Raw genomic sequence first — 12,888 nt, 5'->3', positions numbered from 1 at the left:
GTCTTCGAAGGGTCTTCGAAGGGCAGCCACTGGGGGAGAAGTCGCCCCGCACTCGTGGTTGCCGCGTCGTGAACCGAGATTGAAACGGAGAAGCGTCATGGCACGCGTCTGTCAAGTTACGGGCAAGGGCCCGATGGTGGGTCACAACGTGTCCCACGCCAACAACAAAACGAAGCGTCGCTTCCTGCCCAACCTGCAGTACCGCCGCTTTTGGCTCGAATCCGAGAACCGCTGGGTGCGTCTGCGCGTGAGCAACGCCGCGTTGCGCCTGATCGACAAGGTTGGCATCGACCAAGTGGTGGCCGACCTGCGCGCCAAGGGCGAGCTCTGATCCCCTACCCCTGCCCCACTGAGGAGAACGCACGATGGCCAACAAAGGCGGACGCGAAAAGATCAAGCTGGAATCCACGGCCGGCACGGGTCATTTCTACACCACCACCAAGAACAAGAAGACCACGCCTGAAAAGCTGGAATTCATCAAGTTCGACCCCAAGGCGCGCAAGCACGTCGCCTACAAGGAAGCCAAGCTGAAGTAAACCCGAGGGCGGGCCGTCCGTGGCCTGCCGCCCCGGTTCACCGGCAAAGCAAAACCCGCCAGCGGCAACGCCGGCGGGTTTTTTCATGGGCGGCCCCATTCGCGCTCGACCATCGCGCGTGGCGCGCGGACGCGCTCGGTAAGGCCCGGGCCCGAACCCCGTACCGAATACAAAAAGAGCGCCCCACTGGGCGCTCTTGGGGGCGCTCTTGGGGGCGCTCTTGGGGGCGCTCTTGGACCGCCAGGCTGCGCCTTGCGGCTCAGGCGTGAACCGCCCTGAGTTTCAACGCAAACTCTTGCAAGGCAGCCACACCGCTTTCCTCGGCCTTCTTGCACCAAGCCTGCAAGTCGGCAACGAGCTGTTCGGCCGAGACATTGGTGCGCGTCCACAGTTGGCGCAATTCCTCTCGCATCGCCACCAGTTTGGCCAGCGTCGGCGATTGGGCACACACCCTGTCGATATGGGGCTTGAGATCGCTGGGAATGCGGTCCTGATCCCGATGCAGCCAACGCTTGGCCAGACGCAGTTCCTTCCAGCGCGCGGTGTTTTTCGCCCCAGCCTGCTTCAGGGCACGCAGTTCGTTTTGGCACACGCGACGCAGTTCACGGGCGTACTTGGCCATGACCTCGTAGCGGTTCGCAATGATGGCCTCCAGGGTCTTGGCGTCGGCCACCGGTTTGACCGCCCCCAGCTTGAGCATCGGTGGCGTTTTGCGCACCTTGGCCAAGCCCAGCATTTGCAGGCCCCGGATGTACACCCAGCCGATGTCGAACTCGAACTTCTTCACCGAGAGCTTGGCCGAGGTCGGGTAGGTGTGGTGGTTGTTGTGCAACTCCTCTCCGCCGATGAGGATGCCCCAAGGCGAAATGTTGGTCGAGGCATCGGCCGCCTCGAAGTTACGATAACCCCACCAATGGCCCAAGCCGTTGATGATGCCGGCGGCCGTGACCGGGATCCACAGCATCTGCACCGCCCACACCGTCAAGCCAATGGCCCCGAACAGCGCCAGGTCGATGATCAACATCAAGCCCACCCCTTGCCAGGTGTAGCGGCTGTAGACGTGGCGCTCCAGCCAGTCGTCGGGCGTGTTGTGCCCATACTTGGCCAGGGTTTCCTGGTTTTTGGCTTCGGCACGGTAGAGCTCGGAGCCTTCGCGCAACACCTTGCCAATGCCGTACACCTGCGGGCTGTGTGGATCGTCCGCGGTCTCGCACTTGGCATGGTGCTTGCGATGGATGGCCACCCACTCCTTGGTGACCATGCCGGTGGTCAACCACAGCCAGAAGCGGAAGAAATGCGACGCGATCGGATGCAGATCCAAGGACCGGTGCGCCTGCGAACGGTGCAGGAAGATCGTGACGGAGGCAATGGTGATGTGTGTGACCACCAGCGTGAAGACCAGGATCTGCCACCAGGCAGCCTGCAGCATCCCGTTGGCGAGCCAGTCCACCAGGCTCTCCCACACGATGAGAATGTCGGACATTGAACCGATCCTTTCAGCAACAAACGAAACCCTCAAGCCGCCAGCACCCTCATGGCACCCACGCTTGAGTCCAGGCGATTGTAGGACGGGCCGCGCCGTCGGGGGCACACCGCCCCCGAAATTCCGAGCCGATGCGGCCACATCGCACAGTCGCCGCAGGCCCTGCGCGGCCTGCGAGGCGCCTCCCCCCGTCGGAATCCAGCAGGAAGGCTCGGCTTGGAGTCCCGCCCCTCAGCGCCGTTCCCACACGGCCGCAAAAAAACCATCGGTGCCATGCCGGTGCGGCCATAGCTGCAGACTATCGCCTTGCACCAAGCGCTCAGGCTGCGGCACCTTGGCCTGGGTCAGCGCCTCGGCCGCGCCAAGCCGGCAAAAGTCGGGATGGGCTTCGGAGAAAGACGCCGCGATCTGTTCATTTTCTGCGGGCAGAACGCTGCATGTGGCATACACCAGGCGCCCGCCCGGCTTGAGCAGCCGCGCCGCACTGTCGAGGATGGCGCGCTGCCGGGCCTGCAATTCGGCCACGGCCTGCGGCGACTGACGCCACTTCAGGTCGGGGTTGCGACGCAGCGTGCCCAGACCGGAGCAAGGCGCATCGACCAGCACCCGATCCACCTTGCCTGCCAGGCGCTTGATGCGTTCGTCACGCTCATGGGCGATCTGAACCGGGTAGACGTTGGACAGGCCACTGCGCGCCAAGCGGGGCTTGAGTTTTTCCAGCCGATGCCCTGACACGTCGAAGGCATACAGCCGCCCGGTATTGCGCATGGCCGCCCCCAGTGCCAGGGTCTTGCCGCCCGCGCCGGCGCAGAAGTCCACCACCATCTCGCCGCGTTTGGCCCCCGTCAGCAGCACCAGCAGTTGGCTGCCCTCGTCTTGCACCTCGACATCGCCCCGTGTGAACACCTCCAGCGTGTGCAACGCCGGCTTGCCCTGCACACGCAAGCCCCAGGGGGAATAGGGCGTGGGCTCGGCCTGGATGCCGGCAGCCGCCAGTGCAGCCTGCACCGACTCCACCTTGGCCTTCAGTACGTTGACCCGCAGGTCCAACGGCGCCGGACGGGACAGACTGTCCACCAGCGGCCAGAACTCGTTGCCCAGCGCCGTCTTCAGCGCACCGGCCAGCCAATCGGGCAGGTTGTGACGCAGCTTCTCCGGCAAGGTCGTCGCATCGACCGCCTGAACCTGCTCCAACCAGGCCTGTTCATTGGGACCTGTGGCAGCGCGCAGCACGGCCGGGCTGCCTTGCCAGGCCAGCAACACCAGTCGGCGCTCCAAAGCGCCATGGCCCGATTGGGCGAAGTGTTGGTAGTACAGCCGCCGCCGCAGCACCGCGTAAGCGGTTTCCGCCAGGGCGTGCCGCTCGCGCGGCCCCAGCGCGCGATGCTGTCGAAAGAACTGGGACACCACCGCATCGGCCGGCGCCTCCAGCTTCAAGACGGCGCGCAGCAAGGCGGTGGCGAGATCGAGCAAAGCATTCGGATGCATGGCGCGGGATTATCCCCGGCCGCGCAGTCCATCACAGCAACAGCTGCGGCTCCCCCGCGCGATGAATGACGATCCCGTCACGCACCTGCAGCGCGTCTTCGACCATCCACCGCACCGCACGCGGATAGATGACATGCTCCTTGGCCAACACCCGTTCGGCCAGGCGATCCTCGGTGTCGTCGGGCAGCACGGGCACGGCCGCCTGGATGATGATGGGCCCGTGGTCGAGTTCGGGGGTGACCAAGTGCACCGTGGCGCCAGCCAGCTTGCAGCCGGCCTCCAGCGCACGCCGATGGGTGTGCAGGCCCGGGAAAGCCGGCAGCAGCGAGGGATGAATGTTCACGAGCCGGCCCCGGTAGTGCTCCACGAAACGCGCGGTCAAGATGCGCATGAAGCCGGCCAGAGCCACCACATCGGGCTCGAAGGCATCGATCACGCGAGCCAGTTCGGCATCGAAAGCCTCGCGGCTGGCATGCTGGCTGTGGTCGACCACCGCCGTGGGAATGCCGCGCGCCGCGGCGAACTGCAAACCCTTGGCCTGTGGACGGTTGCTGACCACGGCGACGACACGCGCGGCCCATTGCTCGGCTTCGCAGGCCTGGACGATGGCTTCCATGTTCGAGCCCCGCCCCGAGATCAGGATCACGATACGTTTCATGGGCCGGCAGTGTAGCCTTTGCCTGCGCCGGCCTCGGCAGGGCTGAAGCCGCCCACCTAAAATCCAGCGCTCACCTTGTGCCGTTCCCATTTGTGGCCTGACCCATGACCCAACGCGTCCTCACCGGCATCACCACCACCGGCACCCCCCACCTGGGCAACTATGTCGGCGCCATCCGCCCGACCGTGCAAGCCAGCCTGGAGCCCGGGGTGGAGAGCTTTCTGTTCCTGGCCGACTACCATGCGCTGATCAAGTGCGACGAACCCGAACGCATCGAGCGCTCGCGCCTGGAGATCGCCGCCGCGTGGCTGGCCGCAGGGCTCGATCCCCAGCGCGTGACCTTCTACCGGCAAAGCGACATCCCCGAGACGCCCGAGCTGACCTGGCTGCTGACTTGCGTGACCGCCAAGGGATTGATGAACCGCGCACACGCCTACAAAGCAGCCACCGATGCCAACGAAGCCGCCGGCGAGGATCCCGATGCCAATGTCACGATGGGTCTGTTCAGCTACCCCATTCTGATGGCGGCCGACATCCTGCTGTTCAATGCCCACCGCGTTCCGGTCGGCCGCGATCAGGTGCAGCACATCGAAATGGCCCGCGACATCGCGCAGCGCTTCAATCACCTGTTCGGGCGCGGGCGCGACTACTTCGTGCTGCCGCAAGCCCAAATCGACGATCATGTGGCCACCCTGCCCGGCCTGGACGGCCGCAAAATGTCCAAGAGCTACGACAACACCATCCCACTGTTCGAAGGCGGCGCCAAGGGCCTGCAGGAAGCCGTCGCCCGCATCGTGACCGACTCGCGCGCGCCCGGCGAACCGAAAGAGCCCGAAGGCTCGGCGCTGGTGATGATCTATGACGCCTTTGCCGACGCCGAGCAACGCGAAGCCTTCCGGGCCGACCTGCGCGCCGGACTGGGCTGGGGCGAAGCCAAGCGACGTTTGGTGAACCTGATCGAAGGACACATCGGGCCGATGCGCGAGGTCTATGAGCGCTACATGGCCCATCCCGAACAGGTCGAGGACATTTTGCAAGACGGTGCTCGCAAAGCTCGCGCAGTGGCCACGCCGTTCTTGAAGGAATTGCGCCATGCCGTGGGTCTGCGGCCCATGGTGGCGGTGCCGCGGGCTGCGCCGGTGAAAGCCGCCCCGGCGGTCAAGGCCCCAGCCTTGCCAGACTTCAAGCAGTACCGCGAAAACGGCTTGTTCTATTTCAAGCTCACCGCAGCCGACGGCCGCGTGCTGCTGCAAAGCCACGGGCTGGCCGAAGGCCGCCAAGCCGGCGTGTGGGTCAAGCGCTTGCGCACCGAAGGCGCTGCAGTCTTGGACGAGGCGCCCGTGTCGCTCGGTGACGGGGTCGATCGCGCCACCGTCGAGGCGGCGCTGGCCGCCCTGGTGGCCTCGCAGGAGTGAGCCCCGCAGGAGCCCTCATGGCCGGGATCCACATCACCGACATCGAAGCGGCCATCAACTGGTGGCGTCAGCGGCAGCCCTCGCCCGATGGCGTGACGGCCTGCCCCGAGGTGCGCGCCTTGGCCGAGGTGTATGCGCTGATGGTCTATTACCGCCACAGCGAATGTGACGAGCACACGATGCCGCCTCAGGCCAAGGCCGCCTGGTTGGCCTGGTATGCCACCACGCCCGACACGCCATGCATCGCGATCTGTTCGACCAGCCAGGGAGACGAGGTGTGCAAAGGCTGCGGGCGCAGCTTCAGCGAGGTGCAGCGCTGGCCGCAGATGAGCCCCGCCGAAAAACGCGCCACCTGGCGGCGCATCACGCTGCAAGGCACGGCTTGGCGCTTCAACCGCTATGCCGAGCGCACCCAAGGGGATGCGGCCATCACTGCGGCATCCCCAGCGGCAGGGACAAACTGAAGCAACTGCCCCCGCCTTCGCGCGGCTCGCAGCGAACCTGCCCGTCGTGGCGCTGCGCGATCTGGCGCACCAGGCTCAGCCCCAGGCCCACGCCGCCGGCGTATTCCGCATGACCAGGCAGACGATAGAAGGCTTCGAAGATGCGCTCGCGCTGGTCCTGCGGCACCCCCGGGCCGCGATCGCACACCTGCACATGGGCCTGCCCACCGTCCACACCCACGCGCACCAATGGCGGCTCGCTGCCGCCATAGCGGCGCGCGTTCTCCAGCAGGTTGCGCAAGGCGCGGCGCAGCAGGCGTTCGTCGCCCAGCACCACCACGGGGTCCCCTTCCACCTGAGCATCGAAGCGAGCCCCCTCCTCGGCGGCCAGGGCCAGCAAATCCACCGGCTCGCGACGATCCAAGGTCTGGGCCGCATCGAGCCGACTGGCCAACAGCACTTCTTCGACCAGGGCATCGAGCTCGCGGATGTTCGATTCGATCTCCTGCCGCAACGCGACCCGCGCATCGGCAGGCGCCGTCTCCAGCAGTGAGACGGCCATCTTCAACCGCGCCAACGGAGAGCGCAGCTCGTGCGAGGCATTGGCCAGCAGCGATTTGTGCGAACGCACCAGCTCCTCGATGCGCTCGGCCGCCCGGTTGAAGCTCGCGGCCACGGCGGCCACTTCGTCACGGCCGCTGACATGCACGCGTTGGCTGAGCCGGCCGGCGCCGAAGGCCTCGACGCCGCGCTTGAGCGCCTCGAGCTGGCGGGTGAGCCGGCGCACCACCGGATAGGCCCCCACGGACACGGCCACGAACAGCAGCACCAGCGCGATCAACAGGCCCTGCGCCCCTTCGAACCACACCCAGGGAGGCGCCCCCGGCGGCGGCCCCGGTGGCGGCCAGGCACGCACTTCGCCCGACTCGGTGATGACGCGCACCTCACGGCGCCAGCCTCCTTCGGCTCGTGGCCCGGGCCGCGGGGGACCTCGCAGCGCCCACAACACCCGTCCGTCATTGAGCTCCATGCGCCAAAAGCGACGGGGCCCTTCGTCCAGCGCCTCGCGGAAGCTGGCGGACTCGGCAATGCGTTGACCTTGCGCATCATCCAACGCCAGCGGCACGCGCAGGCGTTCGGACCACTCTTGCACCCCTTGGGCCTGCGTCTGCCGTGGCGCGCTGGCCGGGGGCAGGGCATGGGCGAACAACTCACCCCATGCGGCCTGCCGCTCCGAAGACAGCGCCACGGCGCGCTGCGCCTGCTCGCGCTCGAAGTTGTGCTTGAACAGCCACCCCGCCACCAGCGCGAACAACAGCAACACCGCCACCACGGTGACATAGATGCGCAGGTACAAGCTCTTCACGTTTCAGGCGTCTTCTGCATCTTGCTTCTTGGCGAACACGTACCCCGTGCCGCGCACCGTCAGGATGCGCCTGGGATGTTTGGGATCGTCTTCGATGGCCGCCCGAATGCGCGAGATATGCACATCGATGGAGCGGTCGAATGCCTCCAAGGCATGGCCCTTGAGCGCATCCATGATCTGGTCGCGCGACAGCACTCGCCCAGGATGCCGAGCCAGCACCGTGAGCATCTGAAACTGGTAACCGGTCAAGTCACACTCGCGGCCATCCACGCGGGCCACGCGCGCGCCCAAGTCGATCTCCAAGCGGCCAAAGCGCATCACATCGGCCTCATCTTCGGTCTGACCGCCGCTGGCACGGCGCAAGACGGCGCGCACACGGGCCAACAGTTCGCGCGGCTCGAAGGGCTTGGGCAGATAGTCGTCAGCCCCGATTTCCAGGCCCACCACGCGATCCATGGGCTCGCCACGCGCCGTCAGCATCAGCACCGGCAAAGCCCGGGTGCGCGGCTGCGCGCGCAATTCCCGACACAGGTCCAGGCCATCGCCGTCGGGCAGCATCAAATCGAGGATGAGCCCGTCAAAGCCGTGCTCCTTGGCCGACAGCAGCTTGCGCGCCACGGCCAACGTCGGTGCGGCCGTCACCTGGTAGCCGGCCTGACGCAGGTAATCACCCACCATGCCGGTAAGGCGGGTGTCGTCATCGATGAGCAACAGGTGCGCAGACATGAGCGTTTCCTCGCCGCAGGTTCTAGGCCGCACAGCATAGCGCCGGGCGCTGGCACGCAGCACGAGCAGCATCACTGAGCACCGTACCAGGCCAACGGCGCCACCGGCTCACTGCGTCGGAGGCGGCGCGTTGCGCCGATGCGCCCCCTCATGACGCTCCTGCCGGCGTTCGTGCCTGCGTTCCTGCATCCGTTGCACCAGCTGTGTGCGTTGCTCGGGCGTCAAGACGGCGCTGATCTCCAGCAAGGCACGGTTGATGCGTCGGCTGCGCTCGTCCATCAAGGCCATGTGTTGCTGCCGCATCGATTCCACCGCCGCCGCATCGACCTGAGGTTGCGTCCACACTCGCGCGGCTTGTTCTTTGAGCGCGCGCATCTTGTCGCGCTGCCCCTGGAGATCCTGAGCAGCCGCCCGAGCAATGGCCCGGATCTGGTCTGCTTGGGCTTGGCTCAGCGCCAGGTCTCGCGCCACGCGATCGACCATGCGGTCCACATGCTGAGGGTCGTCGCCCAGCCTGAAGCCCAGCCCCCCAGATGGCCCGCCGTGATGCATGGCCATGTGCAGCGCGGGCGGGCTGCCAGGCCCCGGGTTGGAGGCAGCCGCAACGGCTGCCCCGGCGGCCGTCAGTGCCACGGCGGCGGCCCCGACGGACACCCCTCGTTTGAACCAATTCCAAGTCAGATTCGTCATGTCCATGCGCTTACTCCTGGTGGGTGCCGGGCCCCATGCCCGGCGTCCATGGTCATGACTGTGAAGCGCCAGCGTGTCCCCGTTGTGCGGCGCGAGTAAAGATATTTGAACCGTGCCGCGCGCAGGTCCAACGCCACTGGCGCTGCCGCGGTAGCGCATGACCGCGGTGCATCCGGCCCAAGCCGCAAGTCCCTCCCTCTGGCCGCTGGCCCGGGCTGCGCTCAACGCCCCGCCGCCAGTGCCTCCAGCCGCTGCTGGCGCCACTCCATCACGCTCTTGAGCAGCAGGCTCAACAAGGCCATGCACGCCAGCAAGGCCGCAGCCGTGAAAGCCGCGGCCACTTTGTAGTCGTTGTTGAGCTGCTCGACCAGCAGGGGCAAGGTGAGCGTCTGGTTCATGATGGTGCCGGAGACCACGGCCACCGCCCCGAACTCACCCACGGCCCGCGCGTTGGTCGTGACCACCCCGTTGAGCAGGGCCCACTTGATCTTGGGCAGCGTCACGCGCCAGAAGATCTGCCAGCCGTTGGCCCCGAGCGTCAAAGCCACGTGCTCCTCGTCGTTGCCATGCGTCTGCATCAGCGGAATGAGGATGCGAGCCACGTACGGCGAGGTGATGAATATCGTCACCATCACGATGCCCGGCCAGGCAAAGATGATCTGGATGTCGTGCGCGGCCAGCCAGCGGCCAAGCCACCCTTCCATGCCGTAGACCACCAGATAGCACAGGCCGGCCACCACCGGCGAGGTGGCAAAAGGGATGTCGATCAGCGTGGTGAGCAGCCGCCGCCCGCGGAATTCATACTGCGTGACGCACCAGGCCAAGGCGATGCCGAAGACCAGGTTGACCGGCACGGTGAGCATGGCCACCAGCAGGGTCAACCCCAAGGCGTGGCGCATGTAGCCTTCGGACAGGTTGGCCGCCAACAACGCCCAGCCGCCGCTGAGCGCCTGGACGAAGATCAGCAGCAGCGGCAGCACCAGCAGCAAAGCGGCCACCCCGACGCCCAGGCCGATCAAAGCCCATTGATGCAGGTGTTGGGGTCGCTTCATCCGGCGCTCCTCTGCCAACGCAGCACGCGGCCTTGCAGCACATACAGGCTGAACATCAGCAGCAGCGACGCCAGCAGGATCACCGTGGCAATCGCCGCGGCGGCCGGGTATTCGTATTCTTGCAGGCGCACGAAGATCATCAGTGAGCTGACCTCGGTCTGGAAGGGAATGTTGCCGGCGATCATCACCACCGCGCCAAACTCACCCAGGCTGCGGATGAAGGACTGAGCGCCTCCGGTGACCACGGCAGGGATCAGCGTGGGCAGGATCACCCGCCAAAAAATCTGCACGCGCGTTGCCCCCAACGTGCGCGCGGCCTCCTCGACCTCGGTGCCGAAATCCTGCAGCACGGGCTGCACGGTACGCACCACGAAGGGCAGGCTGGTGAAGGTCATGGCCACCACGATGCCTGGATAGGCATAGGCGATCTTCAGACCCACGAGCTCGAACCACTGGCCCACCCAACCGGTGGGGGCCAGCAGCACCGACAAGGTCAGGCCCGCCACGGCCGTGGGCAGTGCAAAGGGCAGATCGATCAGGGTGTCGAGCAAGCGACGGCCGGGAAACTCGTAGCGCACCGTCACCCAGGCCAACAACAGCCCGATCAGCACCGAGGCCACGGTGGCATACAGCGCAGCCCCCACGGTGACGCGGTAGCTCGACAGCACGCGCGCATCGGTGATGGCCTGCCAGTACTGCGCCGGGTTCAGCTCGGCCGCATAGGCCAACAGCGCCGAGACCGGAAAGAGAATGATCAACGAGACATAAAAGCTGCTGATGCCCAGGCTCAGCCCAAAGCCGGGCAACACGGCAGGCCGCATCAGCAGCAAGGGACGGGAGGTGGTGACAGCCATGGCAAGGCGAGCCCGTCATGGGCTCGCTCAGGTTCCAAACGACAGGGGTGAATCAGCGGCGGCGGGCCAGCAACTGGTCCAAGATGGCGCCCGAGGCGAAGTGGGTCTCGCTGATTTTGTCCCACGGCCCCAGCACCTTGACCGGATCGATCAGGCGAATGGACGGAAACTTGTCGGCCGTCGCCTTGACCACCGTGGGCTCGTGCACCCGGTAGTTGAACGAGGTCAGCAGCAACTGGATCTCGCGGGTGTACTGGAAGTTCAAATATTCGGTGGCCAAGGCGCGGGTGCCCCTCTCGTCGACCACCTTGTCGACCACGGCCACCGGGAATTCGGCCAGCACCGACACCGGCGGCACCACGACCTCCAGGCCCAGGGCTTTGAACTCGTCGCCGCGAGCGATATTGATCACCTCGGACTCGAAGGTCAACAGCACGTCGCCCTGGTTGTTCTGAGCGAAGGCCACGGTGGCACCGCGGCCGCCGGTGGGGAAGTTCTGCACGTTGGCCAGCAGCCGGGCCACGAAGTCACGCACCTGCGCCTCATTGCCATTGAACTTCTCGTTCGCGTAGAGCCAGGCGCCCAGGTAGGTGTAGCGTGCGTTGCCGGAGGTCTTGGGATTGGGGAAGATGAGTTTCACATCGTCACGCACCAAGTCGTCCCAGGACTTGATGTTCTTGGGATTGCCTTTGCGCACCAAGAAGGCGATGGTGCTGTAGTACGGCGAGGCGTTGTTCGGGAACTTCTTCCTCCAGTCGGAGGCCACCAAGCCGCGCTTGGCCAACATATCGACATCCGTGGCCTGGTTGAAAGTGACGGTATCGACCTTTTTGCCCTGGATGATGTCCTGGGCCTGACGTGACGTGCCGGCGTGGGATTGGTCGATCCGCACATCCTGGCCGGTTTTCTTCTTCCAATGCTCGACGAACTTGGGGTTGATGGCGGCGAACAGTTCGCGAGCGATGTCGTACGACGCATTGAGCAAGGTGGGGCCGGATTGCGCCCATGCGGTCGATGCAGCAGCCCACACGGCCACGGCCAGGCCCACACGCAGCAGAGATTTGAACATGATGAGGTTCCTTGAAATGGGAAGAAATCGGGACAGACGAAAGGACTCAAGCCGCCTCGACCTCGAAGCGCGTCACCCGACGCGGCTTCAAGTAGGCCGTGCTGCCGGGCTGCAGGCCCAGCTGCTCGCGCAGCGCGACAAAGCGGGCGCGCGGCATCTCGACGTCCACATAGCAACCATCGTCCAATCGTTTGAATTCGATGCGGGTGTTGGGCCCGACGGTCAGGATCTGCGACAGCGTCACCGGCAAGCTGCCCTCCTCGGGCTGGCCCAAGATGTCGAGCTCGTGCGGCCGCACGTAGCTCACCTCGTCGGTGGCGCCACCCGGAGCATGCCCCAAGCGGCCGTGAAAGAGGTTGACATCCCCGAGAAACTCCAACACGAATGGCGTGGCTGGATGGTCGTAGACCTCGTCGGGGGTGCCTTGCTGCTCGATGCGACCATGGTTCATCACCACGATGCGGTCGGCCACTTCCATGGCCTCGTCCTGGTCGTGCGTGACGAAGACGCTGGTCAGATGCACTTCATCGTGCAGCCGACGCAGCCAGCGGCGCAGCTCCTTGCGCACCTTGGCGTCGAGCGCGCCGAACGGCTCGTCCAGCAGCAGCACCTTGGGCTCCACCGCCAACGCTCGGGCCAGGGCAATGCGTTGCCGCTGACCGCCCGAGAGCTGGTGGGGATAGCGGTCGGCGATCCAGTCCAATTGCACGAGCTCCAGCAACTCCATCACCTTCTTGCGGATTTGCGCCTCGCTGGGCCGCGTGGCGCGCGGGCGCACACGCAGCCCGAAAGCCACGTTCTCGAAGATGGTCATGTGATTGAACAGGGCATAGTGCTGGAACACGAAGCCCACACCGCGGTCGCGCACATCGGCATCGGTGGCATCCTCCCCATGAAAATGCACCGTGCCGGCATCGGGACGCTCCAGGCCGGCGATGATGCGCAGCAACGTGGTCTTGCCCGACCCCGACGGCCCCAACAGCGCCACCAACTCGCCCGAGGGGATGTCCAGGTTCAGGTGGTCACACACCACCGTCTTCCCGAAGGCCTTATACAGATTGCGCACTTCGATGCTCATGGGCACCCATCCTGAAAATCGTTCGATGCG

The 12,888-nt window shown here is 65.6% G+C and carries 14 protein-coding genes; 4 read left to right on the top strand and 10 right to left on the bottom strand.

The annotated features are described in order from the left end of the window. The first annotated feature begins 97 nt into the window (after window positions 1–97). Together rpmB and rpmG are read left to right on the top strand one after the other, a co-directional pair. A complete protein-coding gene (gene rpmB / locus CTA01S_RS07050; protein ID WP_026330004.1) occupies window positions 98–331 on the top strand; it encodes a 50S ribosomal protein L28 in 234 nt (77 codons plus the stop codon). A 34-nt stretch (window positions 332–365) separates the two neighbouring features. After that, window positions 366–536, top strand: coding sequence for a 50S ribosomal protein L33 (gene rpmG / locus CTA01S_RS07045; protein WP_019559936.1), 171 nt, complete (start codon window positions 366–368; stop codon window positions 534–536). Between the two features lie 259 nt (window positions 537–795). Here rpmG and CTA01S_RS07040 read toward each other — a convergent pair whose 3' ends face one another. From CTA01S_RS07040 to purN, 3 genes are all read right to left on the bottom strand, one after another. Beyond that, window positions 796–2,019, bottom strand: coding sequence for a DesA family fatty acid desaturase (locus tag CTA01S_RS07040; protein WP_062193750.1), 1,224 nt, complete (start codon window positions 2,017–2,019; stop codon window positions 796–798). 231 nt (window positions 2,020–2,250) lie between these two features. Beyond that, window positions 2,251–3,507 carry an RsmB/NOP family class I SAM-dependent RNA methyltransferase gene (locus CTA01S_RS07035; RefSeq protein WP_019559934.1) on the bottom strand — a complete coding sequence of 419 codons (1,257 nt, stop codon included), beginning with the start codon at window positions 3,505–3,507 and terminating at the stop codon, window positions 2,251–2,253. A gap of 31 nt (window positions 3,508–3,538) precedes the next feature. After that, window positions 3,539–4,165, bottom strand: coding sequence for a phosphoribosylglycinamide formyltransferase (purN, locus tag CTA01S_RS07030; protein WP_019559933.1), 627 nt, complete (start codon window positions 4,163–4,165; stop codon window positions 3,539–3,541). A 104-nt stretch (window positions 4,166–4,269) separates the two neighbouring features. Between purN and CTA01S_RS07025 the strand changes: the two genes are divergently transcribed. Both CTA01S_RS07025 and CTA01S_RS07020 read left to right on the top strand, forming a co-directional pair. After that, window positions 4,270–5,580, top strand: a complete 1,311-nt coding sequence (locus CTA01S_RS07025) for a tryptophan--tRNA ligase (protein ID WP_019559932.1) — start codon at window positions 4,270–4,272, stop codon at window positions 5,578–5,580. A gap of 17 nt (window positions 5,581–5,597) precedes the next feature. Beyond that, the gene (locus CTA01S_RS07020) at window positions 5,598–6,044 is read left to right on the top strand and encodes a DUF3717 domain-containing protein (protein ID WP_019559931.1); all 447 of its coding nucleotides are present in this window, start codon (window positions 5,598–5,600) and stop codon (window positions 6,042–6,044) included. Here the strand turns inward: CTA01S_RS07020 and CTA01S_RS07015 are convergent. The 7 genes from CTA01S_RS07015 to CTA01S_RS06985 all read right to left on the bottom strand — a co-directional run bounded on the left by CTA01S_RS07015 (window position 6,010) and on the right by CTA01S_RS06985 (window position 12,858). Further along, window positions 6,010–7,389 carry a sensor histidine kinase gene (locus CTA01S_RS07015; RefSeq protein ID WP_062193746.1) on the bottom strand — a complete coding sequence of 460 codons (1,380 nt, stop codon included), beginning with the start codon at window positions 7,387–7,389 and terminating at the stop codon, window positions 6,010–6,012. The two genes, CTA01S_RS07020 and CTA01S_RS07015, sit on opposite strands and share 35 nt — an antisense overlap. 3 nt (window positions 7,390–7,392) lie before the next feature. Beyond that, window positions 7,393–8,115, bottom strand: coding sequence for a response regulator (locus CTA01S_RS07010; RefSeq protein WP_062194056.1), 723 nt, complete (start codon window positions 8,113–8,115; stop codon window positions 7,393–7,395). 108 nt (window positions 8,116–8,223) lie between these two features. Then, the gene (locus tag CTA01S_RS07005; RefSeq protein ID WP_019559928.1) at window positions 8,224–8,811 is read right to left on the bottom strand and encodes a Spy/CpxP family protein refolding chaperone; all 588 of its coding nucleotides are present in this window, start codon (window positions 8,809–8,811) and stop codon (window positions 8,224–8,226) included. 215 nt (window positions 8,812–9,026) lie between these two features. Beyond that, the gene (gene cysW, locus CTA01S_RS07000) at window positions 9,027–9,857 is read right to left on the bottom strand and encodes a sulfate ABC transporter permease subunit CysW (protein WP_062193743.1); all 831 of its coding nucleotides are present in this window, start codon (window positions 9,855–9,857) and stop codon (window positions 9,027–9,029) included. Beyond that, the gene (gene cysT, locus CTA01S_RS06995; protein ID WP_062193739.1) at window positions 9,854–10,711 is read right to left on the bottom strand and encodes a sulfate ABC transporter permease subunit CysT; all 858 of its coding nucleotides are present in this window, start codon (window positions 10,709–10,711) and stop codon (window positions 9,854–9,856) included. Before cysT ends, cysW begins: the two co-directional genes overlap by 4 nt. A gap of 52 nt (window positions 10,712–10,763) precedes the next feature. Then, entirely contained in the window at window positions 10,764–11,780 is a 1,017-nt protein-coding gene (gene cysP / locus CTA01S_RS06990) for a thiosulfate ABC transporter substrate-binding protein CysP (protein WP_062193734.1), read from the bottom strand. A gap of 46 nt (window positions 11,781–11,826) precedes the next feature. After that, window positions 11,827–12,858 carry a sulfate/molybdate ABC transporter ATP-binding protein gene (locus CTA01S_RS06985; protein ID WP_019559924.1) on the bottom strand — a complete coding sequence of 344 codons (1,032 nt, stop codon included), beginning with the start codon at window positions 12,856–12,858 and terminating at the stop codon, window positions 11,827–11,829. Window positions 12,859–12,888 lie beyond the last annotated feature (30 nt).

This window comes from Caldimonas taiwanensis NBRC 104434 (genome assembly GCF_001592165.1).
GTDB lineage: Bacteria > Pseudomonadota > Gammaproteobacteria > Burkholderiales > Burkholderiaceae_C > Caldimonas > Caldimonas manganoxidans.
Note: the sequence above shows the minus strand (reverse complement) of the source record. Positions and strands in the feature narration are given on the sequence as shown.

Bases quoted from the DNA above. Each gene is read 5' to 3' on its own strand.
- purN (WP_019559933.1), bottom strand. From the start codon at position 4,165: ATGAAACGTATCGTGATCCTGATCTCGGGGCGGGGCTCGAACATGGAA.
- cysW (WP_062193743.1), bottom strand. From the start codon at position 9,857: ATGAAGCGACCCCAACACCTGCATCAATGGGCTTTGATCGGCCTGGGC.
- CTA01S_RS07025 (WP_019559932.1), top strand. From the start codon at position 4,270: ATGACCCAACGCGTCCTCACCGGCATCACCACCACCGGCACCCCCCAC.
- CTA01S_RS07040 (WP_062193750.1), bottom strand. From the start codon at position 2,019: ATGTCCGACATTCTCATCGTGTGGGAGAGCCTGGTGGACTGGCTCGCC.
- rpmB (WP_026330004.1), top strand. From the start codon at position 98: ATGGCACGCGTCTGTCAAGTTACGGGCAAGGGCCCGATGGTGGGTCAC.
- CTA01S_RS07010 (WP_062194056.1), bottom strand. From the start codon at position 8,115: ATGTCTGCGCACCTGTTGCTCATCGATGACGACACCCGCCTTACCGGC.
- cysT (WP_062193739.1), bottom strand. From the start codon at position 10,711: ATGGCTGTCACCACCTCCCGTCCCTTGCTGCTGATGCGGCCTGCCGTG.
- cysP (WP_062193734.1), bottom strand. From the start codon at position 11,780: ATGTTCAAATCTCTGCTGCGTGTGGGCCTGGCCGTGGCCGTGTGGGCT.
- CTA01S_RS07005 (WP_019559928.1), bottom strand. From the start codon at position 8,811: ATGGACATGACGAATCTGACTTGGAATTGGTTCAAACGAGGGGTGTCC.
- CTA01S_RS07020 (WP_019559931.1), top strand. From the start codon at position 5,598: ATGGCCGGGATCCACATCACCGACATCGAAGCGGCCATCAACTGGTGG.
- rpmG (WP_019559936.1), top strand. From the start codon at position 366: ATGGCCAACAAAGGCGGACGCGAAAAGATCAAGCTGGAATCCACGGCC.
- CTA01S_RS06985 (WP_019559924.1), bottom strand. From the start codon at position 12,858: ATGAGCATCGAAGTGCGCAATCTGTATAAGGCCTTCGGGAAGACGGTG.
- CTA01S_RS07035 (WP_019559934.1), bottom strand. From the start codon at position 3,507: ATGCATCCGAATGCTTTGCTCGATCTCGCCACCGCCTTGCTGCGCGCC.